Consider the following 26348-nt stretch of genomic DNA (forward strand, 5'->3'; position numbering starts at 1 on the left):
GTGCAACAGGGCCTGGCTGATGACGGTCGAAGAGGAGCTGGCGAATAGCAAGGTGTAGCCGTCAGGCGGCGCCTTGGCCACCGCGTCGACGCCGATGACGCCGTTAGCGCCCGGCCGGTTGTCGACCACGACGGGCTGGCCCAGCGTGCGCGACAAGCGCTCGGCAAAGATGCGCGCAATGGTGTCGGGCCCGCTGCCACCGGCGCTGGGCAGGATCAGGCGAACCGGCCGTGCCGGCCACGGCTGCGCGATCGCCGGCGCGGCGCCAAGAAGGTCCAGGGCCATGCCAAGCGCGCATGCCAGGGCCAGGAAACGGCCGAGTTTCAATGTATTGCAGCAATACCGCATCATGTTTGTCTCCATCATGATGTTGTGATGGTGGGCCGAGCCAATGCACATTGCACGGCACAGGCCCGGCTGTGCACCAACCTTCAGCCCGCGGYGCGTACGGCACCGATCRACAGGCCACCATCGACAATGAGCATCTGCCCGTTGACATAGGAGGACTCGGCACTGATCAGGTAGAGCGCGGCATGTGCAACCTCCCAGCCTGTGCCCTGCCGGCCGAACGGCAGCGGGCGGCTTGCGCGCGAGGGCCTGGCGCGCGAGGCGTCGCGGCCCATCGGGGTGTCGATCAGTCCCGGTGCCAGCACATTGGCGCGCAAGCCGCTGGGCTGCCCGGCGAACGCCACGGCACGGCCGAGCGCCATCAATGCGGCTTTCGAGGTTTCGTAGGCAGGCAGCCCGCTCAGTGGCGAGATTGCTGCAGTGGAGGCGACGAACACGATGGCGCTGCCGGCGGGCATGACCGCGGCCGCCTCCTGGGCGCAGAACATCGGGGCACGCAGGTTGATGTCCTGCACACGGCCCCAGTCCTCAGGCGTCTCCGCGCCGAAGCGATTCTGGTTGCCGATGCCGACGTTGACCACCAAGCCATCGAGCCCGCCCAGCGCGGCGTTGGCTTGCGCCACCATGCGCGCGATCTGCGCGGGGTCCGCCACATCCGCCTGGACCGGCACGGCGACGCCGCCCTCGAGCCGGATGTGGTCGACCGTGTCCTGCGCGGCGGTAATGTCGATATCGGCGCATGCCACGGCCGCGCCTTCACGCGCGAACAGCAGCGACATGGCGCGGCCGTTGCCCACGGATGGCACCGGATCGACGGTGCGGCGCTGGCCCGCGCCGACCACCAGGATGCGGCGCCCGGCGAGCCGACCTTCGCGGCGCGGCAGGCCAAGCGCGGGCGCAAAGAGTTGTTGGTCCGGACGACTTTCCAGGAATTCAGTCATGACGCAGCTCCAGCTTTTCCAGCGGTGGGTTTTCGATATCGACTTCGAGGTTTTCCAGCAGGCGCGACACCAGCATGTAAAAGCCGATGGTCGCCAGCAGCTCGACCATCATCTGCGCGTCCAGCGCCGCGGCAACCTGCGCGTAGAGCGCCGCCGGCGCTTTGACGTCACGCACCACGGCATCGGTAAATGCGATGACAAGGCGCTCGGTTTCGCTGAAGTCGCCGTTGGCGTCGGGCGTCAGCACGGCATCGATCTTTTCCTCGGGCAGGCCGGCGGCGCGCCCCACGCGGCGATGCTGATGCACCTCGTAGCTGGCGCCGCTGAGCGCGCCCACCCGCAGGATGGCCAGCTCGCGTAGCGTCGCCGGCAGCACGGTCTCGGTGAGAATGGCCCGGCCGAGGCCGAGGAAGCCGAGCGCGATCTCTGGCGCATGCGGCAGCACCCGGTACAGGTTCAGGGCGGGACGTCCGCGCAGTTGCTCGCCAAGGCGGCCGGGCACGTTGTCCACATCGAAATAAGGCAATCTTGCCATGTTGCGTTGTCTCCGTTTCCTGCCTTGCGGCAGGTGATGTCGTGGTGGGAACAGGGGTAGAAGGGTTGGCCGCTTACGGCAATATGTTGCGAGCGTCCTGGCGCAAGACCAGGTTCCATACCTGCTGGCTGATCGGTTGCTCGCATTCCTCGATCAAGTGGGCGACGAGTCCCGCGCAGCGTCCGATCAGCGCCAGGCCTCGACCGAACAACGGGTCCAGCCCCATTTCGGCGAGGATCGCGCCGATCGCGCCAGCGGCGTTGAGCGGCAGGGCGCGGCGCGCGCCGTCATCGCAGGCCTCACCGAGTGCAAGCGCAAGACGGCAATACTTGCCGTGGAAGTGGTTTGCCCTGGCTGCCTCCATCAGGGCCGGCACGCGCGGGTCGCCCTGCGCGTGGATCGGATGGCCCACGCCAGGTATCGGCTTGCCGGCTGACCGGCGAGCGGCGACGATGTGCCGTGCCTGCGCCGCGATGGTGTCGCCGTCAGCATCAGCCGCCAGCGTTGCACCTTCCTGCAACAGCATCTCCGCCATGTTCTGAACGGTGCCGAGGAAGCGCTCCCCGGCGCCCAGCAATCCTGCGGCGACCGCGCCTTGCAAGGATTCCGGCGCGCCGAGCCAGGTCATGCGGGCGCTGATCGCGCTTGGCGTCAGCCCGTGATCGACCGCGGTCACCAGCAGCGTGTCAATCATCCGTGCTTCCGCCGCGCTGGGCAGGCGGCCGAGCGCGACCAGGCAGAGCGTTTGCACGAAATCCAGCCTGCCAATCACCTCGGTGGCCAGGTCGAGTCCGCGCAGCGTGATGCGATCGGGTGTGGTGTAGCCGATCTCGGTGCGTACGCCATTCATGCGCTCAGCCCCACGGTGATGCCGCCGCAGACGTGCAGCACTTGCCCGGTGACGAAGGACGCGCGTTCGTCGAGAAAGAACTCGACAGCGTGGACGATGTCTTCCGGCTTGCCTAGCCGCCTGACCGGCACGCCGTTCACAATGCGCTGCGTCAACGCATCCCGGGCCGGGTTGACTTCGCCGAACGCCGCCGTGGCGATGGGCCCCGGAGCAACGGCGTTGACGGTGATGCCGTGCGCCGCGAGTTCCAGCGCCCAGGTTCGCGTCATGGCGTTCAGGGCGCCCTTGCTGGCCGAGTACGCCGTGCGCAGTTCCTTGCCCAGCGCGGCACGGCTGGAGATATTGATGATGCGGCCGTGGCGCGCCGCACGCATGGCCGGCACCAGTGCCTGAGTGCATTGCAGCGCCGCCCGGACATTGACATCGATCTGCTTGTCGAAGTCGTCAAGACTGGTTTCCTCCAGGCTCGCCGCCCGCAGGGTCGCCACGTTGTTGACGAGGCCGGCGAAGGCAAAGCTGGCCGTGGCTTCGCCAAGCGCGGCGGCGAGTTGCGCCGGCTCGGCCATGTCGACTTCGACGAAATGCGTCACGCCGGCCTCGGGAGGTGCCACCCGATCGAAGTTCACTACCGTGTGGCCGCGCTCGCGCAGCGTCTTGCACAGGGCCCAGCCAATGCCGCCGGAGCCGCCGGTTACCAGGATATCTGTCGGTGTCATGATGAAAGAGGCTCCTTGCCTTGAGGGTTGTCGTTGGCGTAATTGCATGCACTGGCGGCGAGCAGGGTCTTCACTTCGAGCTTCGAGACCTTGCCGTTGGCCGTGAGCGGAAGGGTTTCCACAAAATGGATGCGCTTGGGTGCCTGCACCGAACCCAGGCGTTCCTTGACGAACGCCTGCAATTCGGCGGCGTTGGCGGTGACGCCGGCATGCAGTTGCACGGCCGCATGCACGGCCTCTCCCCAGCGCGGGTCGTCCATGCCGAGCACAGTGCAGCGGCACACCGCGGGATGGGCGCCGAGCGCGTTCTCCACGTCGCTTGGGTACACGTTGAAGCCGCCCGTGATAATGACGTCGCGCAACCGGTCTTTCAGGTACAGGTAGCCTTGCGCGTCCAGGTAGCCGCCGTCGCCCGTATGCAGCCAGCCATCGGCAAGTGCCTCGGCGGTCTTGCCGGGCTGGCGCCAGTAGCCGGACATGACGAGGTCGCCGCGCACCACGATCTCTCCGGTCTCGCCAGCCGGCAGCAACCTGCCATCGCGCCCCATGATGGCGAGCTCGGTCAGGCAGGTGGCACGTCCCACAGAGCCGTGGCGGGCGGGGTCGCGCATTTCGCTGGCAGGCAGGAAAGCCATGATGCCGGGGGCTTCGGTCTGCCCGAACGAGGTCTCCAGGGTGCCGAAGACTTCGATGGCCTGGGCAATTCGGTCGGCGCGCATCGGCGCCGCCGCATAGATCAGGTGCCGCAGCGCGGACCAGTCCCGGGCGCCTACGCCCGGTTCGTCCAGCAAATCGTAGATCAGCGTGGGTGGCATGAACACCGCGGTGATGCGCTCGCGCTCCAGCTGATCGAGCAGTGCGCACGGCCTCGTCGTATCCGCCAGCACTACCGTGCCGCCGCGCGCGAACACCGGCAGCAGGAAGGTAGATGTGCCGTGGGTAATGGAAGCCACGGCGAGATAGCGCTCGTCCTCGCGCAACTGCATTGCGGTGAGGATGGACACCACTGTCGTGTTCCAGGTCCGCAGCGACTGCATGACGCCCTTGGGCGCGCCGGTGGTACCTCCGGTGAACTTGATGGCCTGCGTTTCGCCAAGTTCGCGCTGCACGCGTAGCGGGACGCGGCCGCGCCAGGCAGCTAGTAGTCCGGCCAAGCTGTCCGGGCCGGATGCCTGCGGCCCGCAGGCGATCACGCGGGTGCCCTGCGTGATCGTGCCGGATTGGCTCGGGCCGTTGTCTTCCACCACCAGGATGGACGGCTCGGTGAAGTCGACGATACGGGCCCGTTCGTGGACCGAGGCGCGCGGATTCAGCGGCACCCAGCACTTGCCGGCGGCCAGCGTAGCCAGCAGCGCGAGCACATGCTGCACGCTATTGCCGGCGCAGATGCCGACGCGCGATCCGGGCGTGGAGTCCAGCGCCTGGAAGGCCGCTGCGAGCGCGAGCACCTTCTGCGTCAGCTCGCCATAGGTCAGCGATTCGCCGGACGCCTGCAAGGCGATGCGCGCCGGCGTGGCGCTGGCGGTTCTCAGCAGGTAGTCGATTGGCTGCATGTTTTCATCCGTTGCGTCTCGTTCATTTCACTCATTCCGCCCGTGCTCCCGATACCTTGACGATCCTTGCCCATTTGCTCATCTCCTCATCGACAAATCTGCTAAATTCCGCTGCGCTCATCGGCTGGCTGCCTGCGTTCCTGCCGGTGCCGAGGTCCGCGCCGCTGTCGGCGCCCATCTGCGCGTAGCGCTGGCGCAGCGCCGGGCTTGTCACGGCCTGGCCGACCGCGGCATTGAGCCGGTTCACAATCTCCGGCGCCGTGTGTGCAGGCGCGAAGATGCCGCTCCAGTTGCTAACGAGGTAGTCCGGTACGCCGGCTTCGGCAACGGTCGGCACATCCGGCAGTGCGGGCGAACGGCGCGCCGAGGTCACGGCGAGAGGGCGCACCAGGCCCTTGGCGATCAGCGGCAGCGAGGTGGGCAGGTTGTCGAACATCAACTGGACCCGCCCGCCCATCAGGTCGGTCTGCGCGGGCGAGCCACCGCGGTAGGGCACGTGCGTGAGCTGTGTGCCGGTCATATGCTCGAAGAGTTCACCGGACATATGAATGCTGCTTCCATTGCCGGACGAGCCCATCATCAACTGGCCAGGTTTGCTCCTGGCCAGCGCAATCAGTTCTTTCACATTGCGCACCGGCAAGGCAGAGTTGACGATCAGCACATTCGCGCCGGAAGAAACCAGGGCCACAGGCTGGAAGTCCTTCTTCGGGTCGTAGGGCAGGTTGGCATACAGCGTCGGGTTGATGCCATGGGTGCCGATCGTGCCCAGCAGCAAGGTATAGCCGTCCGGCGCCGCGTTGGCGACGGCGGCCGCGCCGATGTTGCCGCCAGCGCCGGCGCGGTTCTCCACCAGCACCGGCTGCCCGAGGCTTTGGGTCAGTTGCTGGCTGAGCAGCCGTCCGAAAATGTCCGCGGCGCCGCCGGGCGGGAACGGCACCACCAATCGGATTGGCCGTGAGGGATAGGCCTCGGCCCGTACCGGCCCCGCAATGTGCAGGGCGAGCGCGGCCGCGACCGCACAGATCAGTCTGTGAAGCATGGGATGTCTCCGTTGTCGTAGTTGTTGCCGGCGGCAAGCTCCGGGTGGAGCCGCGCCAGGCTTGGTGCCAGCCGCCTAGCGGGATTCAGGACGGCGCAGATGCAACGCCTGCACTTAAGCCACCGTCGACGGGAAGTTCGGCTGCGTTGATATAGGAGGCTTGCGCCGATAGCAGAAAGCGCACTGCATGCGCGACCTCCCAGGGCGTGCCTTGCCGCCCGAACGGCAAGGCGGCGGTGCGTCCAGGCCGCGCCGCGGAGGCCGCGCGGCCCATCGGCGTATCGATCAGGCCGAGCATGACCACATTGGCGCGTATGTGGTTAGGCTGCCCGGCCAGCGCGGTCGCACGACACAGGGCACCGAGCGCTGCCTTCGAGGCTTCGTATGCCGGATTCATTCCCGCGGGCAGCCTGGCCGCAACTGAAGACACGAATACGACGGCGCCGTGCATGGACATAAGCGGCAAGGCTTGCTGCACGGTCAGCATGTGCGCGCGCAGATTGACCGCCATCACCTCGTCCCAGCTGTCGGCCGTCAGTTCCGCCAGGCGCTCGCGGCGGCTAATGCCCACGTTTAGTACGAGTCCGTCGAGGCCGCCCAGCGCCGCGCGTGCAGCCTGGACCATCCCTTTGATGCCGCCGGCGCTGGCGACATCGACCGGGATGGCCACCGCGCCGCCGTCCCGCACACTGCGTACGGTGAGTTCCGCTGCCTCCGTGCTCTTGTCGGCGCAGGCGATGCTGGCGCCAGCGTGGGACAGGGTCATGCAGATGGCGCGTCCGTTGTTGACAGGATTCCCCGTATCGGCGGAAGGGAGCTGTCCGCCTCCGACAACGAGGATGCGTTGGCCGCCCAGCGATCCACACATGGCCTCGCCTGCAAGGCCGGCGCCGGCGGGCGCGGAAATGGGGCGCGAAGGACGGTCTGGCTGCATTGGATAGTTTGGTGCTGTCTCAGTTAATGTGGGGAAATGTGAAAACGATTTCCGTTTGTGATAAGTTATCAGGCAACAAATTTGGCGTCCAACTGTGGAACGTTTTCATTAGGGAAGACCATGACGCAACGGATTTCCGTCAGAGATGTGGCTGAGGCGGCGGGGGTTTCCATCGGCAGCGTGTCGCGGGTTCTGAACGGCACCGGCTATGCCAGCCAGGCGCTGAGAGCCCGGGTGCACGCGGCCGTGGAGGCACTGAACTATGAGCCCAGCTTTGCAGCCCGCCATCTGCGCACCGGGCGCAGCAAGACGGTTGGCTATCTCGTTTCGAACATCGGAAACCCGCTGCTGGCGGCGCATTTCCGCGAAGTCGAGAGGCATATGCAGGCTGCCGGGTACTCCATGCTGGTCGGCAATACGCTGGACCAGCCACAGCGCGACCGCGACCTGGTTGCGCTGTTCGAGAGCCGCCGGCTGGAGGGCATCATCGCCGCGCCGAGCTTGGAGAGCGCGGACCCCGCCAACAGCCTCTTCAGCAACTGCAGCCTGCCGGTGGTGATTCTGGATCGGGAAACGCCGCTACCAATGGATACCGTCTATCTGGATCACCGTAGCGGCATGAAGCAGGCGATGGCACATCTTGTTTCATTAGGTCACCGCCGTATCGCGTTTTTCGGGCCCGGCGAGCACATTCGTCCAGGGCGCGAAAAGCTGCTCGGCTACCGGGATGGCCTTGCGGAGGCGGGTCTGGAGTTCGACCCCGAATTAGTTTGCATGTCACGCTCGGCGATCGATTCGTCACGCACCCAAATGGCGACCATGCTCGCTCTTTCCGTGCCCCCGACCGCAATCATCGGACTAGGAACGCGCCTGCTCTCTGGCGCCGTTTATGTTGCGCGCAAGGCGGGGTTGGATATTCCCGGAGACCTTTCGGTGATCGGCATCGGTACGCCCGAGACGCTTGAGTTGATGTATCCCCCGCTAACCACTTTGCGCTTTGACATCGAGCGCGCCGCGGAGGCGGCCGCACATCTGATGCTTGACCGGTTGACCGGGGAGGGTGTGAAACAACCACGTAGCGTGAATGTGCCGCTTGAGTTGGTTCTGGGTGAGTCGTCAGCTTCGGCGGCACACGGGCGGCCCGGCGGGATCGCACATGCGCCTGAGTCGAGATAAGCGAAGTCTTCCGAGGGAGATGTCGGGAGACTATCCCGAAAAGGTTCAAGGCCTGTTCTAAGCCGGCGCCCGCGACCCGACCTGTGCCGCCGGGCATGCGGGCGCGCAATATCGATCAGGCTGCCGACATGACGCTGACGGTCTTGGTGTTCAGGTAGGCTTCGAGCGCTTCTGGCCCACCTTCCGAGCCGTAGCCGGAATCCTTCACGCCACCGAACGGCAGTTCGGCGAACGGCGCTGCCGGCTGGTTGACCCAGAGCATGCCGACTTCGAGACGGCGCGACAGCATGTGGAGCGTTGCGATCGACGTCGTGAACGCATAGCCAGCCAGGCCGAACGGCAGGCGGTTGGCTTCGGCGATTGCCTCTTCGATCTTGTCGAAGCCGCGGATAGCCGCGATCGGGCCGAACGGCTCTTCATTGAGCACGCAGGCGTTGAGCGGGACGTCGTTCAGAATGGTCGGTGCGAAGAAGTTGCCGACGTCGCCGATCCGCGTGCCACCAGTTTCCAGCTTGGCGCCCGACTTGAGCGCGTCTTCCACAAGGCTGGTCATGTCCATGACGCGGCGCGGATTGGCCAGCGGGCCCAACGTAGTGCCTTCGGAAAGGCCGTCGCCGACCTTCAGGCTTTCGGCGTGGGCGGCGATGCGCTTGGCGAATTCGGCGCGAACGCTGTTGTGGACCAGGAACCGTGTCGGCGAGATGCAAACTTGGCCGGCGTTGCGGAACTTGGCACCGCCGGCGGCCTTGACCGCAAGTTCCAGGTCGGCGTCCTCGGCGACGATCACCGGGGCGTGACCGCCCAGTTCCATCGTCACGCGCTTCATGTGCCGGCCGGCCATGGCCGCCAGTATCTTGCCGACCGGGGTCGAACCCGTGAACGTGACCTTGCGGATGACCGGATGCGGGATCAGGTAGCTGGAGATCTCGGCGGAGTCACCGAACACCAGGCCCACCACGCCCGCCGGCACGCCGGCGTCGACGAACGCGCGCATCAGCGCGGCCGGCGATGCCGGGGTTTCCTTGGGCGCCTTCACRATGATCGAGCAGCCCGTGGCAAGCGCGGCCGACACCTTGCGGACGGCCTGGTTGATCGGGAAGTTCCAGGGCGTGAACGCCGCGACCGGGCCGACCGGTTCTTTGATCACCAGTTGCTGCGCGGCGATATTGCGCGACGGGACGATGCGGCCGTAGACGCGGCGGCCTTCGTCGGCGAACCATTCGATGACGTCGGCGGCGGCCAGCGTCTCAACCTTCGCCTCGGCCAGCGGCTTGCCCTGTTCCTGGGTCATCCAGGGGGCGATCGTATCGGCACGCTCGCGGATCAGCGCGGCGGCGCGGCGCATGATCTGGGCCCGTTCGTTGGCAGGCACGTCGCGCCAGCCCTCGAAACCCTTCTGTGCGGCCTCAAGCGCGCGATCGAGATCGGCGGTGGAGGCCTTCGCCACGTTCCCGATGACGAGGCCGGTGGCCGGGTTCACCACGTCCATGGTCTCGCCGTTCTGCGCGTCGGCCCACTCACCACCAATCAACAACTGAGTATTCGGATATGTCATTTACGCCAACTCCTCTTTCCTGGTTGCATCTTCCAGCGCCTTGGCGCACTGCGCGAAGCCTTCAGCTGACACCCCTCTGCACACCCGGCGATGCACTTGCGAGTCCCGTTTTCGCGACTGAACGCTACGTGGTGCCCCGGAACGTCGCGCGCCGCATCCCCATTCGAGGCCTGGCGCCAAGATCCGTTGTGGATTGTCATTCTGATAGATCACCTGCCTCATTTGACGACGGTCTGCCAGTGAGCAACCTTGGCAAGCGCGGCCTGCGCCGCTGCCTCGATCTCCGTAACGATCTCTGCGACAGACTTCACATCATGTATGAGTTCAACTGTGGCGCCGGCATAGAGTGGGCTAGCTTCCCATTCTCCCTCCATGGCGTCCCAAGGCGCCGCGACGTTATAGCGATAGAGTGGCTTTCCATTCGGAAAGCGCGATATAGGCTCGCCTTCCCCAGGTCGTTGACCGGCGGGTGGGCAACCGGCCGCTTCCCATTTAGAGAATGTGGAGTTGCGAATTACCCAATGGGGACATTCCTGCCCAACCGGATCAAAGAGCTCGGTCTCGACAAGATCCCGCGCGCGAGCTGAAACAACGCGTTCCTTGTAACCGCTGTGATTGGCCGATTCCTTGCTCGCAACAAAGCGCGTTCCCATCCAAACGCCACAAGCACCAAGAGCCATCGCAGCGAGCAGGCCCCTGCCGTCTGCAATACCGCCCGCAGCTACCACGGGGACCCCATTCGCGGCGTCAACAATGGAGGGGAGGAGCGTCATCGTAGGTGCGCTTCCTACGAAATGACCGCCAGCCTCCCTTCCTTGAGAAACGATAAAGTCGACGCCCAACTCCTTTGCCCGCGCCGCATCTTCTGCGTCACCCACTGTCCAGAAAACAAGCCCGCCCGCATCCTTGATGGCACGAACATAGGGCTCGATATCTCCTTGCCATAGAGAGAAGACGCGCACGCCGGCATCCAATGCTGCAGCGAGCCGCTTCCGTTGATCAACGACCAAGGTGAGATTGGCACCAAACCGGCCGTTCGTGACCCGGTTTATCGCTGCAAGCTCGTCGCTTACAGTCTCTTCCGCCATATGCGCCAGCGCAGTAAACCCGAAGCTGCCGCTATTGGCCATCGCTCCGAGAAATTCCGCGTTTGTACCTCGTCCGAGAGGGGCCGCCAAGATCGGAACGCGCAAATCAAGCGCTCTGGTCAACGCTGTTTCGAAAGGCATATCAGTATTCCTCCACGCTCAGATTGAGCATCTATCAGGTCTATGGGTCTGGCTCAGCTTTTCGCGAGCGCCAATTCCACTGGGGCTACAAAGATCCTGCCGTCTGCCTCTGTGACCTCGTAGGTTTCAATATCTCCGTCTGCCGGCGGCGACAACGCCTTCCCGGTTATGACGTCGAATTGCGCACCATGAAGCGGACACTCGACTACAGAGCCCTCGAGGTATCCGTCCGAGAGATAGGCCAAAGCGTGCGAACAGATATCGCTGGTCGCGTAGACCTTGCCGTCCACGTTGGCGAGCAGAACCCGCGTGGCTCCCATAAAGACACATTTCATGTCGCCCGACTTTAATTCGGCAACGCTGCAAACATCATGACCTTTGGGCATGTTTCACCTCCGTTTCACTTGGTTTTTCCTGACGCGTTTCTTGTCAATCAGACGGTTTGGATCAACATGGCGGYCCGTCTGCATTGGGTCCAAGATAAACGCTTTTTCCGAGGGAATAACTCCCCGAAAACGGGATAGACTTTCAGGTGACATGAAAAAATCATGTACCTGGTTGGAGGGCATTTCCCCCTGTGGGCGGACTGGTTGCCGCCATATCCGACGCACAGCGGCGCGGCGCCGATCGCGAGAGACGCGCAATTGAGATTTGCGGGAAGAAATGTGGCTGAATCCAGGGCAGGAACAGCCGCGGAAGTGAAAGCGATGTGCTTGATGCGATACGACAGCCACATTGACAAACGCTGGCTTGGCGCTCCATCATGAGTGACTGTCAACTGTGACGCGATGGTCGGTGGAACGCATGGATCGGATGGCCAGTCTTACCGCCTTTGTCCGCGTTGTCGAAAGCGGCAGCTTCACCATGGCAGCGCGGCGCCTCGACCTTTCGACAACGACAATCAGCAACCAGGTACAGGCGCTGGAAGACAGCCTCGGTGTGCGCCTGTTGAACCGCACCACGCGGCATGTCAGCCTGACGGAGATTGGCCGCGAATATTACGAACGCTGCTCGAGGATCCTGCTGGATCTGGCGGAAGCGGACGAAAATACCAGCGCGTTGCAGGCGACTCCGCGCGGTCGTCTCCGCCTGCGTTGCCACCACTCGTTGGACCGCTTTATTGCACCTGTCGCCACCCACTTCTCGGCCAAGTACCCGGAAGTCTCGCTGGATTTCGAGACCGACGCGACGATCGACCCCGTGCGGGATGGGTTCGACCTATCGATCATGCCTGTATCGCCTCCTGATTCGACCCTGATCAGACGGACCTTGGCGAAATGGCACTACCAGTTGTACTGTGCGCCGGCTTATCTCGACACGCACTCCACACCGCACACGCCAGCAGACCTGGCCGGCCACAACTGCCTGCTTTACGCCTATTCGCTCTTCCGCAACGAGTTTCGTTTCATCGATGCTGCCGGCAATACAACGACCACTCGCGTGTCGGGCAACATGGTCACCGCCAGCATTACCGTCATGCGCTCGGCTGCAACTGCCGGACTCGGATTGTGGCTGTGCCCCCCGTTTATTGTTTCTGATCTTCTCGCTTCTGGCGCGCTGGTGYCGCTGCTGCCCGACTACCGGACAGAGGAGTTGGAGATCGTCGCGCTCTACCCCCATCGGCGACACTTAAGCACCAAGGTCCGGCTGCTCCTCGACATGCTGATCGAGCGGTTTGCCGACGAGCAGCGCTGGCTTGCCGCCATGCCTGATCGGTAGGACTGGAGTCGTAATCCGCCAGGCCTCTCAGTGCCCTGCGGAAGGTGGCCCAACTAGCGTCTCGATGCCAGGACACCGCCGCTCACCACCGGGCATGCGCTGCGGCATTTCATTTCCGGTATTTGGCAAGAACGGCGGGGGGAGAGCCGCCGCGATGGCGGATCATTCAAGACGTCTTGAGCCGCCTTTGCGGCTAGGCAGTGGGATCGGTCCGGACCTCGATCTCGGATGCAGCCAGCTGAGCCATGATCTCCGCTCCGCGGTTCGCGATCGGCATGCCACCGTATAAGTAGGCGAGATTGACGACCGCTTGCAGCTCTTCCCAGGTCGCACCGGCACGGCGCGCCGCGCGAGCGTGCAACGTGGCTGCATCGAGTAGTTTGACAAGGAGGATGCCGAATGCCATGAGCTGGGCGGTCTTCGTATCGAAACATGTCGGATACATAGCGCGGCGGCGCACGTCCTCTTGCATACCAAGCAGTATCGGATCGAGCGCGCCCGTCACGGCAAGTCGGGCGGCGATGCGCGGCGGCACGAAACCGACCAGGTCCTTGTATTCCTGTTCGCGATCAGCGAGAGGCGTTAGCGTATCGGCGTACGAGCCGATCTTGCTTCTGACCGCATTCATGTCGAAGTTGGCGTGTGTCATCAATGGCATCCTTTTCTTTCGAGCTGTGATGTCGTGAGCTTGCCGATGATCGAGCCAGCACCTCGACATCGTGAGGTAGAACGTGGCGCTTTATGTCAGGGTAGAAGCACCAAGGAGCCCGTTGTCTTGCGGGACTCCAGGGTGCGATGCGCTTGCGCTGCGTCCTTGAGCGGAAAGCGCTGGCCGATGTACACCTTCACTACCCCCGACTGCACGACGTCGAACACGTCCTGGGCAACCTTGTCGACCTGCGCACGGGTCTCCAGGTAGGCATTGAGGGTAGGGCGAGTCAGGAATAGCGAGCCCTTTTTATTCAGGATGCTGATGTCAAACGGCGGCACCGCGCCGGACGCCTGGCCGAATGACACCATGAGGCCGCGTGGCTTAAGGCAGTCGAGTGATCTCATAAAGGTGTCCTTGCCGATCGAGTCATAGACGACCGGGACGCCGACACCGCCTGTGATCTCCTTCACTGCTTTGACAAAGTCATCCTTGCCGTGGATCAGCGGATAGTCGCAGCCGTGGGCCTTCACAAGCTTCGCCTTTTCCTCGGTTGACACTGTGCCGATGACGGTCGCGCCGAGATGCTTGGCCCACTGGCAGAGCACGAGGCCGACGCCGCCCGCGGCGGCATGCACGAGAATCGTGTCACCCTTGCCGACCGGGTAGATCTGGCGACACAGGAACTGGGCGGTCATGCCCTTCTGCATCATTGCGGCACCGAGCTCGTCGCTAATCCCGTCGGGAAGTTTGATGAGGCGATCGGCAGGCATGAGCCGGACTTCGGCATAGCTGCCTTGCGTACCGCCATAAACAACGCGGTCGCCCGGTTTCAGCGAAGTCACGTCAGGCGCGACTGCCTCCACCACGCCGGCGGCTTCGCGCCCCGGGATCAAGGGCAACGGCAGCTCGTAGAGGCCGGTACGGTAGTAGGTGTCGATGAAATTGACGCCGACGGCCGTCTGGCGAAGGCGTACTTCTCCCGGACCAGGATCTCCGATGGAGATCTCGTCCCAAGTGAGAGTCTCGGGTCCGCCGGTCTCGTGAATGCGAATGGCGTAGGGCATCAGTCGTCTCCTTCAGTTGGTTAAGCATTGCAGGTTTAGTCGTGCCGATGCGTCGTCGGCCAGGCGTTCACTTCGGCGGTTCGGCCGGACTTCGGCCGCCGGGCTCAGCCGTGCTACGGGCGGGTGACCCGTGGGTGTGCGAGTGGGTATGGGTACCGTGCCCACCGGTATGCCACTGGAGGTAATGCTGGCGCAGCAGATCCTTGCCATAATCCCTGCCATTTGGTGTGCGAATGAGCGTGTGGATGTGGTCGCGCGACGGCATATCGTTGTCAAAGACGATGCCGGGTTGGTGGTCGAACTCGACGAGGATTGCCGGGTTCAAGATGCGGTAATAGAACGGGCTGGACTCGTCAAACGGCCCGATCCAGGCAAAATGCGTATCGGCGAGGTGGCGTTTGGCCTCGTCCCAGCGCAGTGCCGAGTGACCGGGGCGGATGTGCCCGACATAGGTCGCCAGCAGCGCCTCGAGACGCTCACGGCCTTCCTGCGGCAGGTCCGCATAACGGATGCCGCCCGGCTCGATATGCCGGTTATCGTTGAACGGACCAGCGAACACTTCCCGCGGCAGGTCAGTGCCGATGGTCGCCTGTTGCCGCGCCTCGGCCGACAGCGCGCCCATCAACGCATGGCCGTGTTCCTCTTCAGCGGCAAACACGCGGAGACCTTTATATTTGCCGAACCGCGCCAGAACGGGCTCCGACCCCATAAAGGTCGGCGTCATGACGAGTTGGTGACCGAGCACGAAGCAATTGACGTTCAGGTGGTGACCATCGATCTGCCAGCCCCAGGGGGCGTTCGGCGACGGCGTGCCGAACATGCTGATCCAGTAGTACCACTCGCTGTATTCCTCAGGCTTGCCCGTTATCTCTAGGGCATGCTCGTTGAGGCGCATGACGTCACGCGCGGTTTGATAACCCGTCTCGCTCATCGTCTCGCGCAGCAGTGCCAGCGCTGCCTCGCGCTGGCTATGGTCGAGATCGGCAAGGCAAATCCCATTGCGCGGTATCAACCAGGCATGAATGTTGGACCACTGCCGGCCCGCGTCATCGTCGATGGCCAGGCAGGCGGCTTGCCGCTGCCTGGCGTCGAGGCTCGCGAGAAAGGTGTGTGCCGCGTCGACCAACGGGGCAAGGGAGGCGCCGGTGGCAGTGCGCGGGGATGGCCCCTCGACTAGCGAGGCTGCGCAGCTTATTCCGCGAAACGGCTCGGCCAGGCCGGCTAGCGCCAGGTCGCGCATCTTCTGCTGGCGCGGTGTCGGCTCGAATGGTCGGATTGCCGGCGCCGGCGGCCAGTTGCGCAATCCGAAATTTGCAGTTTCTCCCGCCATCTCTACGGTCCTCCCAGTTGTTCGTTCGCCATTCAATGGCAAGCCAAGATTGGAAACACACCCGTGTTATTCGATCGTCATGTGTGCGCCGCCTCGCGTCGCGAAACGCTGGTGGCATACGCCCGCAGATCGAAATCAGGGTCGCCGGCTTGTTCTGGGGACAGGCGCGGGCTGGCAAGCAGCAGCCGGCGCGCGATCACGTGGTCGCTCGGCCGGTTGATCGATTCCACGCCCGTCAGCGTGCCGGCGCGGAAGCAGAACATTGAGAAGCTGCGGCTCTCAGGATCGCCGCGCAGCACTACGCGATCACGGCTGACGGTGTTGCCGGCGATCTGCAATTTCAAATCTGCTTGGTCGGTCCAGAACCATGGCACCTTGTCATAAGGTATTGGCTTGCCGACGATTGCAGCAGCGACGGCATGGCCCTGGTCAACGGCGTTTTGAATCGATTCGAGGCGGCAGCGTCCCGCCGCGAAGCGGCTGGGGAAGTTGGCGCAATCGCCAATCGCAAAAATCGCTGGGTCGGACGTCGCCAGGTTTTGGTCGACGACAATGCCGTTGTCGGTCGCCAACCCCGCTGCCGCGGCGATCTCGGTATTTGGCAGGACGCCGATGCCAACGAGTACGAGGTCGGCCGGCAGTCTGCGGCCATCGCTAGTCTCAACGCCGCTGACGCGGCCGTTGCCAAGAATACGGGTGACACCAGTGCCGAGCAGAATCTCGGAGCCCCAGTCCCGGTGCGCCTTGGTGTAGAAGCGTGATGTCTCCTCGGAGACAACGCGTCCCATCGGGCGCAGCGTGACTTCGACGATGCGTACGCCAACCCCGGCTTGACGAGCAACGGCGGCAAATTCAAGGCCAATGAATCCGGCGCCGATCACAATCGCTTCGCTCGCCTCTGCGAGCCGCGGCCGCAAGGCGTCTGCGTCAGCGAGGTTGCGCAGCGGAAAAACGCCGTCAAGTCCGGCACCTGGGACCGATAAGGGACGGCAGCGGGCACCGGTCGCCAACACCAATCGGTCGTAGGCAATCTTGCGGCCAGAGGCGAATTCGACATGCCGCGTCTGCCGGTCAATGGCAGTCGCGGTCTCGCCGAGTTCCAGTTCGATGCGCTCCTTTTGGTAGAACGTCTCCGGCCGCAGCCAAAGGTTGTCGATCTGGGCTTCGCCCGCAAGATAGGATTTCGAAAGGGGCGGGCGGTCGTAGGGGATGCAGGGCTCGTCGCCGACGAGCCGGATCCTGCCGTCGAACCCCGCCTGGCGCAGCGACGCGGCTGCCTGGAAGCCGGCCTGGCCGGCGCCGATGATGACGACAGTCGAGTTGTACTTCATACCCGGGGACCCATCAGGTGCAAGGCGAGCCCGCAGATTTTTGGCGATGCTGGTAATGGGTAGGACAGGCGACTGTCCGGACGGTGCTTGCAGGAGGTGAATTTGAGCATCTCGTTTTCGCTCCACATTGGGCTACAGCCGCGATCGCACTCCGCGATATAGGCGTGGCAGGTGTCGTGTACCTCCACATCGCTGCACTCGCCTGCGATGCGGATGAATCCGTCGAGCATCGCGGAATACGCGTCCCCGGCGCATCGGGCGCCAGGGACGTGGGCTCCGGAAAATCACCCGAAGCGCCCGACGTTGTCGCCAAGCGCGGCGGCTTCGCTGGCGGTGAGGACCGCGTTCCAGGTGAAGGTCGGAATGCCGCGCGCGGCGTCCTTGTCGCGCACGATGTTGAGTGGGTCGAGCCCCTGTTCCAGCCGCTTCAACTGCTCGCGCAGCATGCGTCGCAACATGACGACGCCAGTGTCGGAGGTGCCAAGGTTTTCGAGCGCGTGCACGGCAATGGCGCGCTGCCCCTCCTGCGCCTCGCGGTCATCGGGCTTACGCTGGCGCTCCTCGTAACTCCGCTCCAAGGCCGCGCCCGGCCGGATCGCGTCGCTGATATCGGTCCCGGGACGCCAGCCGGGCTTCGGTGCGCCACCCTCCAGCGGCCAGGCGACGATGCTGAGACCGCGGACATGTTCGTTGTCTACCGGCACTGCCCAGGACAGTTCAGTGGCGCGCGATTTGCGCGCACCACTGTCGTTGACGGCGGGAACGAGGAAGGCGTTCGGCACGATGCATTCGGCGTGGCGAATGAAGTAGTCACCGTTCGGTAGCTCGCGCACCATGTTGAAGCGCACCCCCAATGGCGTCTTCTGAAAATCTATCTTGGCCATGTCCCGCGCCATCATTTCCTGCGTCAGCCCATCGAGCATGTTGTGCCCTTGGTTTCCGCTGATAACCTGGTGCAACAGAATCAGGTGCCAGGGATCGACAATGTTCTCGTAATGCTGCAACCAGTTACAGTCCTTGACGTAGCCAATCCCGTAGTCGCCCCAGAGCCGCATGCCGCGAAGTTCGACCTCGCCCACCACGTCCGGATCGACGACGTCATAAATCGGGAACACCGGCTCGGTGCCGGGCGGCCCCATATAGACGAAGATGAGCCCGCCAAATTCGTGGGTTGGATAGGCCGGCTGCCAGACATTCATCCGCGTGCAGAATTCCTGGGTTTCACATGGCATTTCGACACAGCGCCCCTGGGTGTCGTAAAGCCAGCCGTGAAGGCAACAACGCAATCCCTTGTCTTCTACCCGGCCCCATTCAAGAGAAGCGCCGCGATGCGCGCAGTGCGGCTTCAAGGCACCCACTTGTCCTGTCCCGTCGCGGAACAGGACGATCTCCTCACAAAGGAGCTTTTCCTTACGCGGCAGGTCCTTGACCTCATCCGAGGTGCAGACAGGCTGCCAGTAGCGTCGCAGCAGCTCACCCATTGGGGTGCCCGCCTCGACGGAGGTGAGTTCGGAAGCGGCTGGTGGGGTCTGGTATCCGTAGGCGGACTGCATTACGTGTCTCCAAATATTGTGTTGTCGCGTTATTACGCTAGGGACGAAGTTACGCTCTGCGGGCGCCCGGATAAACACGTCGCAGGCGGAAACACTCTCAGGCGCCGCTGGATAATCGCTTGTTTCGTATGCGGCTTTCGACCACGAGCTTGATGGGATCGCAGTGACCTCAATTCGGACCGGGGGGCCGCATGGCCAGGGACAGCAACGATGACGGCAAGGAGATCGCGCCAAAACGGGGGCGAAGTCCTTGACCCGCGCTGTGAGGCTGATGAGCCACCTAGAATGCGCTAATGACTTCGGACTCTCGAACCGCGCCCTCCGTCTTACAACTCCGAATCGCGCTCCGCGGATTGAGTCCGTCGGCTTGGCGACGTGTGCTCATTCCCGAGACCATGACGCTTGGGCAATTCCACGAAGTCATCCAGATGGTCATGGGCTGGACCAACGATCATCTGCATGTATTCGTGATTCGTGGCCAGCGTTACGGGGAAGCCCGCGAGGGCGCTCTGCAATATTGCACGGCGCCAACAGTGCTGCCTTTGGGTGCATTCGCCTTGCGCGAGCATGAGGCCTTCTTCCACGTTTTGCGATCGCCTGGAAGCAGATCCTGCAGTCGTTACGGAATGGCCGAACCGCGGCAATTTCAAGCGCGAGGCCGGATACCATCACTCCCGCAGCCAGTGTCGCCGGGCATGGATTAAAATCTCGCGCAGGCTGGCGATGTGCCAGCCAGGAAGCCAAGACAGGCGCGAAGATACCCATGGGCCATTCCCAGGCGGCCAAGGCCGCAACCCGGCAACGAATCATCCAGATCGCGGCGCGGCGTTTCCGTGAACACGGCATGTCTGGGGTCGGGCTGGCGGAGATCACGGCGGAAGCCGGCGTCACGACCGGTGCCTTCTACCGGCATTTCGCGTCCCGCGAAGAGATGTTGGCCGAAGCCTTTGATGAAGCCGCGCGGAGCCTCGATACCTGGGCGGCCTCGTCACCGGACTTGGCGTCCGCGCTGCGCAATTACTTGAGCACCGCCCATCGCGATGCGCCCGGAAGCGGCTGCCCGATCGTCGCGCTGGCCAACGATGCGGCACGCGGCGACGCCGCCACGCGTCACGCCTACACGCACCATGTGCAGCGGGTCCTGCGTTTCCTGGAGGGGCTGCTTGCGGCGCAAGGCTGCAGCAATCCACGGGCCATGGCGATCTTTCAGTTCTCTACCTGTGTTGGCGCGATGGGGCTGGCGCGTGCCTCGGCAGATCCGGCGCTATCCGTCGCGTTGCTCGACGACGTGGCCAACGGCTTGAATGCGATCGGCGCCAAGGTGCCCGCCCGGCCCGGGTAAGAACCAGCAGGAACGGATTCGAACGAGCGACCGGGCTTCAGACCGCGAGCGCTTGCGCGACGGCCGGCCGGGCCCGCGCAGGCGGAGGATCGGCGCGGGCAACCCGGCTCCTGGCGAGTTCGCAAGCCTCGCCCGTGGAATCGGCTGCCGCCATCAGCGGACACGACTCGAACAACTCGGCGACCCAGTCGACGAATACGCGCACCTTGGGGGCCAGATGCCGGTTCTGCGGATAGACCACCGCGACCGGGATCGGGCGAGGCCGCCATTGGGGCAGCAGTTCCACCAGCGCGCCACTGCGCAGATGCTCCTGAATCATGAAGCGGGGCGGCTGCAGTATCCCGGCACCACTGAGCCCATAGGTGACGTATGCATCCAGGCTATTGAAACTGACGTTGCCGCGCATGCTCACGTCCACGGGATTGCCATCTACCACGAAATTCATGTCGAGCGTGCGGCCGGTACGGTTCGAGATGTAGTGGATGGCCTTGTGATCTTGCAGGTCCGACAGGCTGCGCGGCATGCCGTGACGGTGAATATAGGCGGGGCTGGCCACCGTGGCGGTGTGGATATCACCAAGGCCGCGCGCGACCAGGCTGGAATCCTGCAATGACCCGGCACGAATCGCGCAATCCACGCCGTCCTGGATCAGATCCACGAGCTTGTCGCCGTAGCCCACGACCAGTTCGATGTCCGGGTACTTTGCGTGGAAGGTATGGAGCCGGGGCGTGACGACGGTGCGGCCGAGCGAGGCCGGCATTTCAATACGCAGCTTGCCCGTCGGCCCCTTGCCTGAGCGCGTCAGGGCGACTTCAGTCTCGGCGATCTCGCCGAGGATTCGCATGCAGCGCTCGTAATACTCGGCGCCCTCCGCCGTCAGCCTGAGCTGGCGCGTCGTGCGGTGAATGAGGCGCACATGCAGGTGCGCTTCGAGGTTCTGGATGATCGTCGTGGCCGACGTGCGGGATAGCCCCAGCGCCTCTGCCGCGCGCGAGAAGCTGCTCATCTCCACCACGCGGGTGAAGACCTCCATTGCTTGCACCTTGTCCATCTATGGCTTTCCCTGCTTCGGTACGCAGCACCGAACGAATGCAGCGTGGCTGTCCGATTGTTTGGCTGCGCCAAATTGTGTTCTGGATTATAGGCGTTTATCAGATTCGCGCACTGTACCAGAATTCATGCATCGCAACATCCGCAGGACCTCCCCTCCGTCATGGCCGATTCACCCCTCCATCGCATTGCCGTGCGCGTCAGTGGCGTGACCATTGCCGGTCATGCGCAGCGCATTCCCTTGCGCATCTATGCCCCGGCCGAATCGCGGGAGAAGTTGCCCATCGTGCTCTATTTCCACGGTGGCGGCTTTCTGACCGGTGGTCTCGACTGCGCCGATGTGCCGGCCACGGCGATTTCCAGCCAGGCGCCGGCCATCGTCGTGGCGGTGGGCTATTCGCTGTCGCCGCAGTTTCCGTTTCCCGCGCCGCTCGAAGACGGCTATCTGGCGGGTCGCTGGGCACAGGCCAACGCACAGGCGCTTGGCGGCGATGCGCGGCGCATGGCCATTGCCGGATACGATGCCGGCGGCAACCTGGCGACCGGTATCTGCGCGATGGCGCGCGACCGGAAGGACCTGGTCCTGCGCGCCCAGGCGCTGCTGGCGCCGTTGCTGGATCCAAGCATGACGCGCCTCGCCGACGCTGCACGGTTGCAGGAGAACGATCTCTCCGCCCGTGATTGCGCTCAGGGCTATCGGGCCTACCTGCCTGACGTGCTGCAGCAACTCCATCCGTACGCGGCGCCGCTCGAATCGCGCCGACTGGGCGGCCTGCCGCCGACCCTGATTGTCGGCGCCGCCCAGGATTTGTGCCACGTCGAAGGCGAGCTCTATGCCGGCGGTCTGCTTGCGGCCGGCGTGCCGACCGAGGCCAGCTGCTACAGCGAGGCCACGCACGGGTCCATCGTCACCCACGCGGGGGCGCTGGCCGAGGTGGCGGCGTTTCTTCGGCTGCACTCTGGCGAGCCCGCACCCCGTGGACGCCGGACCCGTCCCCAACCCGCACCCGATTTCCTTCCCGATTCCCAACGTCGACCTTCCCAGGAGTGAAGCCATGGAACATCCCCGATCTATCCTTCGTCGCCCGCCAGTGCTGGCCGGTGTCGCGGCCGTGGCCGTGGCCGGCGGCCTGGCTGCGGCCTTTGTACAGAAGGACACGCGTGCTGCCGCGCCTGCAGCGCCCCCGCCAACCGAGGTCATCGTCAAGTCACTCCAGCCAGAGAATGTGCGGGTCTGGACCAGCTTTTCCGGTCGTCTGAAGTCGGTGGACGAAGCGCTGGTCCGGCCGGAGGTCGGCGGTCGCATCGTCGAAGTGCGGATCCGGGATGGTCAGAACGTTCGTGCCGGTGATGTGATGTTCGTCATCGATCCGCGCCCGTACGAGGCCGCCGTGGCTCGTGCGCGGGCCGATGTGGCCTCGGCTCGTGCGCGTGCGGAATTCGCCGCGACCGAATATGAGCGGGCAAAGGGGCTGATCGATGCCGAGGCAATCCCCAAGAGCGTGCACGACCAGCGCAGCAACGAGAACCGGATGGCGCAGGCCGCCGTGCTCGCCGCCGAGGCCGCGTTGCGTCAGGCCAGCATCAACCTTGACTATGCCTATGTGAAGGCACCGATCGCCGGGCGCATCAGCCGCGCCGAGATCACGCTCGGCAATCTGGTACAGCCGGGGCCCAACGCGCCAGTGCTGACCCGGATCGTCTCGAGCGACGGCATCTATGCGGATTTCGAGGTCGACGAGCAAAGCTACGTCCGGACGATCCGCACGCATGCCAGCACGCAGAGCAAGGAGCAGCAGATTCCGGTCGACCTGAAGGTGCAGGGCGATACGGACCACACGTACCAGGGCACGATCTATACCTTCGACAACAGCATCGACGTGAATACCGGCACGATCCGCGCGCGCGCGAAGTTCGCCAACAAGGACGGAGCGCTCCTGCCGGGCATGTTTGTATCGATCAGCCTGGCGGGCAGCGCCGATACGCGGGCGCTGATGGTGCCCGACATCGCGATCGGCAGCGACCAGAGCAAGAAGTTCGTCTTCGTGGTGAACCCGGAAAACAAGGTGGTCTATCGCGAGGTGACGCTGGGCGCAGGCGTCGACGGGCAGCACATTGTGCTGAGCGGGCTGACTGCCGGCGACCGCGTGGTCACCACGGGCGTGCAGTTCGTTCGTCCGGATATCCTGGTGGCACCGAAGGAAGGCGCGCCAGAGGCCGTCAAGACCGCCGCCGTGGGAACGGCGACGCGGCCGGAGTGACACGATGAATCTCTCCAAATTCTTTGTCGACCGGCCCAATTTCGCGGCCGTGATCTCCATCCTGATCTTCCTGGCCGGGTTGATTGCGATCCCCAAACTGCCCATCTCGGAATATCCGGAGGTCGTTCCCCCGTCGGTCGTCGTGCGGGCACAGTTCCCGGGCGCCAACCCCAAGGTCATTGCGGAAACCGTCGCCACGCCGATCGAGGAGCAGATCAATGGCGTGGAGAATATGCTCTACATGTCCTCGCAGGCCGCCAGCGACGGGGTGATGACGCTGACCGTGACATTCAAGCTCGGCACGGACCCTGACCTGGCCACGCAGCTGGTGCAGAACCGCGTCAACGAGGCGCTGCCGCGGTTGCCCGACGTGACGCGCCAGCTTGGCGTCAGCACCGTCAAGAGTTCGCCAGACCTGACGATGGTGGTCCATCTGGTATCGCCCAACGATCAGTATGACAACCTGTACCTGCGCAACTATGCGTTGCTGAACGTCAAGGACGAGCTGTCGAAGATCTCCGGCATCGGCCAGATCAACCTGAACGGGTCAGGCAACTATGCCATGCGCGTCTGGCTGAATCCGCAGAAGATTGCGGAACGGAACCTGAATCCCGAGGAGGTGGTTGCCGCGATCCGCAAGCAGAACATCCAGGTGGCGGCCGGCGTGGTCGGCGGCGCGCCCTACAAGGACAACGTCGAGATCCAGTTGCCGGTCAACGTGCAGGGCCGTCTCACGGATGTCGACCAGTTCGAGAACATCATCATCAAGCGCGATGGCGGYGTGGTGACCTATCTCCGCGACGTTGCGCGCATCGAGATGGGCGCCAGCGACTACGCGCTGCGCGCGCTGCTGGACAACAAGCAGGCGCTCGCGCTGGTGATTTTCCAGTCGCCGGGCGCCAATGCGCTCGAGATCTCAAAGAATGTCCGCGCAACGATGGAGACGTTGAGCAAGCGCTTCCCCAAGGGCCTCGAGTATCGGATTGCCTACGACCCGACAACGTTCGTGCGTGACTCCATTTCGGCGGTCACGCACAYGCTGCTGGAGGCCATCGTACTGGTGGTGCTGGTGGTGATCCTGTTCCTGCAGACCTGGCGGGCTGCCATCATTCCCTTGCTGGCGGTGCCCGTATCCGTGGTTGGCACGTTCGCGGCGATGCACGTGTTCGGATTCTCGATCAACGCCTTGTCCTTGTTCGGGCTTGTGCTGGCGATCGGTATCGTCGTCGATGACGCCATCGTGGTCGTCGAGAACGTCGAGCGCAACATCGCCAACGGCTTGCGGCCCAGGGAGGCGACGATCAAAGCGATGCAGGAAGTGACCGGGCCAATCATCGCCATCGCGCTCGTCCTGTGCGCTGTGTTCGTGCCGATCGCGTTCATCAGCGGGCTGACGGGTCAGTTCTATCGCCAGTTTGCCCTGACCATTGCGTTCTCGACCGTGATCTCGGCGTTCAATTCGCTGACCTTGTCACCGGCACTGGCCGCGCTGTTGCTGCGTGCCCATGATGCCCCCAAGGATCGCCTGACTCGCTTCATGGATCGATTTCTGGGCGGATTTTTCGTCAGGTTCAATCGGTTCTTCCTGCGAAGTTCCGACGCGTACAGCGGCGGCGTGACGCGCGCCTTGCACCGCAAGCGTGGCTCGATCCTGATCTATCTGGTGTTGCTTGGCGCTACCGTGCTGGGATTCGCCAAGGTGCCGTCTGGTTTCGTGCCGATTCAGGACAAGGGTTATCTGGTCAATCTGGTCCAGTTGCCCAATGGCGCCACGCTCGAACGTACCGAAGCGGTCGCGCGGCAGATGACGGAGCTTGCCTCGAAAGATCCGAGTTTCCGGACCGCCGTGGAATTTCCGGGGCTGTCGTTGAACGGCTTTATCAACAGCCCATCGTCGGCCACCGTGTTCATCGGCGAGAAATCGTTCGAGGAAATGCGTGAGATCGGTGCCTCCGGCCCGGCGCTGGCCGCGAACCTGCAGAAGAAATTTGCCTCCATCAAGGATGCGTTTATCGCGGTGTTCCCGCCGCCGCCGGTGCAGGGGCTGGGCAAATCGGGGGGCTTCAAGCTCCAGATCGAAGACCGTGGCGACGCTGGGTATCTGGCATTGAGCAAGACCGTCAATGCCGTGCTGGAAAAGGCCCGCAAGGCGCCGGAACTGGCCGGCGTCTATACGACCTATAACGTCACGACGCCTCAGTTGTTTGCCGATGTGGATCGTACAAAGGCTTCGCAGCTCGGTATCGACGTCGATGATGTGTTCAAGACCATGCAGATCTATCTCGGATCCCTGTATGTCAACGACTTCAACAAGTTCGGCCGTACCTATCAGGTCATTGCGCAGGGCGACAAGGACTTCCGTTCGAAGCGGGAGGACATCCTGAACCTCAAGGTCCGCAACGTCGAAGGGAAGATGGTGCCGCTGGGAGCGGTGATCACGCTGAGCGATACGAGCGGACCGGACAGCGCGTCGCGCTACAACGGCTACCGTTCCGCGGACCTCAATGGTGGGCCCGCCCCGGGCTATTCGACGGGACAGGCTCAGGCCGCTATCGCGAAGATCCTGGATCAGACGTTGACGGGGGAGATGACGTTCGAATGGACCGAGCTCGCCTACCAGCAGATTCTGGCAGGCAACACCGCGCTGATCGTGTTCCCGATCTGCATCCTGCTGGTCTTCCTGGTCCTGACCGCGCAATACGAGAGCATGTTCCTGCCGCTGGCCATCATCCTGATCGTGCCGATGTGCCTGTTCTCGGCCATTACGGGGGTCTGGCTGACGCGCGGCGACAACAACCTGTTCACGCAGATCGGCTTCTTCGTGCTCATTGGCTTGTCATGCAAGAACGCCATTCTGATCGGCGAGTTTGCGCGGGAACTGGAAATCCATGGCAAGTCGACCTTCGCGGCAGCGGTGGAGGCCGCGCACCTGCGCCTGCGGCCCATCCTGATGACGTCGATCGCGTTCATCATGGGCGTGCTGCCGCTGGTGCTTTCGCACGGCGCCGGCGCCGAGATGCGGCACGCCATGGGCGTGGCGGTGTTCTTCGGCATGATCGGCGTGACCTTCTTCGGCCTGTTCCTGACGCCGATCTTCTATGTAATGGTGCGTGCCCTGGAGAAACGCATCACCAAGACTGAAAAGGTGCATCACCATGTTGAAGCTTAAG

General features: G+C 63.7%; 24 protein-coding genes. 7 read left to right on the forward strand and 17 right to left on the reverse strand.

Going from position 1 to position 26348, the window contains the following annotated elements:
• The 8 genes from AC1DO7_RS03555 to AC1DO7_RS03590 all read right to left on the reverse strand — a co-directional run.
• Nucleotides 1-351, reverse strand: a 351-nt coding sequence (locus AC1DO7_RS03555; protein ID WP_477115796.1) for a Bug family tripartite tricarboxylate transporter substrate binding protein, incomplete at its 3' end; no start/stop codon positions are given.
• An 80-nt stretch (nucleotides 352-431) separates the two neighbouring features.
• Nucleotides 432-1289, reverse strand: coding sequence for an SDR family NAD(P)-dependent oxidoreductase (locus tag AC1DO7_RS03560; protein ID WP_477115797.1), 858 nt, complete (start codon nucleotides 1287-1289; stop codon nucleotides 432-434).
• The gene (locus AC1DO7_RS03565) at nucleotides 1282-1824 is read right to left on the reverse strand and encodes a carboxymuconolactone decarboxylase family protein (RefSeq protein WP_441621753.1); all 543 of its coding nucleotides are present in this window, start codon (nucleotides 1822-1824) and stop codon (nucleotides 1282-1284) included. The genes AC1DO7_RS03560 and AC1DO7_RS03565 overlap by 8 nt, the downstream gene beginning before the upstream one ends.
• Before the next feature lie 73 nt (nucleotides 1825-1897).
• Complete coding sequence (locus tag AC1DO7_RS03570; protein WP_441621755.1) at nucleotides 1898-2674, reverse strand: citryl-CoA lyase; 777 nt, start codon at nucleotides 2672-2674, stop codon at nucleotides 1898-1900.
• Complete coding sequence (locus AC1DO7_RS03575; protein WP_441621756.1) at nucleotides 2671-3390, reverse strand: SDR family oxidoreductase; 720 nt, start codon at nucleotides 3388-3390, stop codon at nucleotides 2671-2673. Before AC1DO7_RS03575 ends, AC1DO7_RS03570 begins: the two co-directional genes overlap by 4 nt.
• Nucleotides 3387-4943 carry a class I adenylate-forming enzyme family protein gene (locus tag AC1DO7_RS03580; protein WP_441621758.1) on the reverse strand — a complete coding sequence of 519 codons (1557 nt, stop codon included), beginning with the start codon at nucleotides 4941-4943 and terminating at the stop codon, nucleotides 3387-3389. Before AC1DO7_RS03580 ends, AC1DO7_RS03575 begins: the two co-directional genes overlap by 4 nt.
• A 31-nt stretch (nucleotides 4944-4974) precedes the next feature.
• Nucleotides 4975-5982 (reverse strand): Bug family tripartite tricarboxylate transporter substrate binding protein, encoded by a 1008-nt coding sequence (locus AC1DO7_RS03585; RefSeq protein WP_441621760.1) that lies wholly within the window; start codon nucleotides 5980-5982, stop codon nucleotides 4975-4977.
• A gap of 85 nt (nucleotides 5983-6067) precedes the next feature.
• Complete coding sequence (locus AC1DO7_RS03590; RefSeq protein WP_441621762.1) at nucleotides 6068-6748, reverse strand: SDR family NAD(P)-dependent oxidoreductase; 681 nt, start codon at nucleotides 6746-6748, stop codon at nucleotides 6068-6070.
• Nucleotides 6749-7036: 288 nt separating this feature from the next.
• Between AC1DO7_RS03590 and AC1DO7_RS03595 the strand changes: the two genes are divergently transcribed.
• Nucleotides 7037-8092, forward strand: coding sequence for a LacI family DNA-binding transcriptional regulator (locus tag AC1DO7_RS03595; RefSeq protein WP_441621764.1), 1056 nt, complete (start codon nucleotides 7037-7039; stop codon nucleotides 8090-8092).
• A 115-nt stretch (nucleotides 8093-8207) separates the two neighbouring features.
• Here AC1DO7_RS03595 and AC1DO7_RS03600 read toward each other — a convergent pair whose 3' ends face one another.
• The 3 genes from AC1DO7_RS03600 to AC1DO7_RS03610 all read right to left on the reverse strand — a co-directional run bounded on the left by AC1DO7_RS03600 (nucleotide 8208) and on the right by AC1DO7_RS03610 (nucleotide 11262).
• Complete coding sequence (locus tag AC1DO7_RS03600; protein WP_441621766.1) at nucleotides 8208-9647, reverse strand: NAD-dependent succinate-semialdehyde dehydrogenase; 1440 nt, start codon at nucleotides 9645-9647, stop codon at nucleotides 8208-8210.
• A gap of 218 nt (nucleotides 9648-9865) precedes the next feature.
• Nucleotides 9866-10876, reverse strand: coding sequence for an NAD(P)H-dependent flavin oxidoreductase (locus AC1DO7_RS03605; protein WP_441621768.1), 1011 nt, complete (start codon nucleotides 10874-10876; stop codon nucleotides 9866-9868).
• A gap of 53 nt (nucleotides 10877-10929) precedes the next feature.
• On the reverse strand, nucleotides 10930-11262 hold the full coding sequence (locus AC1DO7_RS03610) for a non-heme iron oxygenase ferredoxin subunit (RefSeq protein WP_441621770.1): 333 nt from the start codon (nucleotides 11260-11262) through the stop codon (nucleotides 10930-10932).
• A gap of 418 nt (nucleotides 11263-11680) precedes the next feature.
• Here AC1DO7_RS03610 and AC1DO7_RS03615 point away from each other — a divergent pair, with 418 nt between their 5' ends.
• On the forward strand, nucleotides 11681-12595 hold the full coding sequence (locus AC1DO7_RS03615; RefSeq protein WP_477115806.1) for a LysR family transcriptional regulator: 915 nt from the start codon (nucleotides 11681-11683) through the stop codon (nucleotides 12593-12595).
• A 193-nt stretch (nucleotides 12596-12788) separates the two neighbouring features.
• On the opposite strand, the gene AC1DO7_RS03620 is transcribed toward AC1DO7_RS03615, so the two are convergent.
• The 5 genes from AC1DO7_RS03620 to AC1DO7_RS03640 all read right to left on the reverse strand — a co-directional run bounded on the left by AC1DO7_RS03620 (nucleotide 12789) and on the right by AC1DO7_RS03640 (nucleotide 18525).
• Entirely contained in the window at nucleotides 12789-13244 is a 456-nt protein-coding gene (locus AC1DO7_RS03620; RefSeq protein ID WP_441621772.1) for a carboxymuconolactone decarboxylase family protein, read from the reverse strand.
• Nucleotides 13245-13339: 95 nt separating this feature from the next.
• Nucleotides 13340-14311, reverse strand: a complete 972-nt coding sequence (locus AC1DO7_RS03625) for a quinone oxidoreductase family protein (RefSeq protein WP_441621774.1) — start codon at nucleotides 14309-14311, stop codon at nucleotides 13340-13342.
• Nucleotides 14312-14378: 67 nt separating this feature from the next.
• Nucleotides 14379-15641, reverse strand: coding sequence for a DUF3500 domain-containing protein (locus tag AC1DO7_RS03630; RefSeq protein ID WP_441621776.1), 1263 nt, complete (start codon nucleotides 15639-15641; stop codon nucleotides 14379-14381).
• Between the two features lie 77 nt (nucleotides 15642-15718).
• Nucleotides 15719-16972 carry an NAD(P)/FAD-dependent oxidoreductase gene (locus AC1DO7_RS03635; protein ID WP_441621778.1) on the reverse strand — a complete coding sequence of 418 codons (1254 nt, stop codon included), beginning with the start codon at nucleotides 16970-16972 and terminating at the stop codon, nucleotides 15719-15721.
• Nucleotides 16973-17256: 284 nt separating this feature from the next.
• Nucleotides 17257-18525: a Rieske 2Fe-2S domain-containing protein gene (locus AC1DO7_RS03640; protein ID WP_441621780.1), complete on the reverse strand. Its 1269-nt coding sequence runs from the start codon at nucleotides 18523-18525 to the stop codon at nucleotides 17257-17259.
• Nucleotides 18526-18818: 293 nt separating this feature from the next.
• Here AC1DO7_RS03640 and AC1DO7_RS03645 point away from each other — a divergent pair, with 293 nt between their 5' ends.
• On the forward strand, nucleotides 18819-19229 hold the full coding sequence (locus AC1DO7_RS03645) for a plasmid pRiA4b ORF-3 family protein (protein WP_441621782.1): 411 nt from the start codon (nucleotides 18819-18821) through the stop codon (nucleotides 19227-19229).
• A gap of 59 nt (nucleotides 19230-19288) precedes the next feature.
• Nucleotides 19289-19867: a TetR/AcrR family transcriptional regulator gene (locus tag AC1DO7_RS03650; protein WP_441621784.1), complete on the forward strand. Its 579-nt coding sequence runs from the start codon at nucleotides 19289-19291 to the stop codon at nucleotides 19865-19867.
• 37 nt (nucleotides 19868-19904) lie between these two features.
• Here AC1DO7_RS03650 and AC1DO7_RS03655 read toward each other — a convergent pair whose 3' ends face one another.
• A complete protein-coding gene (locus tag AC1DO7_RS03655; protein ID WP_441621786.1) occupies nucleotides 19905-20918 on the reverse strand; it encodes a LysR family transcriptional regulator in 1014 nt (337 codons plus the stop codon).
• Between the two features lie 162 nt (nucleotides 20919-21080).
• Here AC1DO7_RS03655 and AC1DO7_RS03660 point away from each other — a divergent pair, with 162 nt between their 5' ends.
• Genes AC1DO7_RS03660 through AC1DO7_RS03670 form a run of 3 tightly spaced genes read left to right on the forward strand, consistent with a single transcriptional unit; the run spans nucleotide 21081 to nucleotide 26347 of the window.
• Nucleotides 21081-21968, forward strand: a complete 888-nt coding sequence (locus AC1DO7_RS03660) for an alpha/beta hydrolase (RefSeq protein WP_441621788.1) — start codon at nucleotides 21081-21083, stop codon at nucleotides 21966-21968.
• A gap of 4 nt (nucleotides 21969-21972) precedes the next feature.
• Entirely contained in the window at nucleotides 21973-23178 is a 1206-nt protein-coding gene (locus AC1DO7_RS03665; protein ID WP_441621790.1) for an efflux RND transporter periplasmic adaptor subunit, read from the forward strand.
• Nucleotides 23179-23182: 4 nt separating this feature from the next.
• A complete protein-coding gene (locus tag AC1DO7_RS03670; RefSeq protein ID WP_477115798.1) occupies nucleotides 23183-26347 on the forward strand; it encodes an efflux RND transporter permease subunit in 3165 nt (1054 codons plus the stop codon).
• The last annotated feature ends 1 nt before the right edge of the window (nucleotide 26348 follow it).

The organism is Cupriavidus sp. 05N40, from assembly GCF_056397305.1.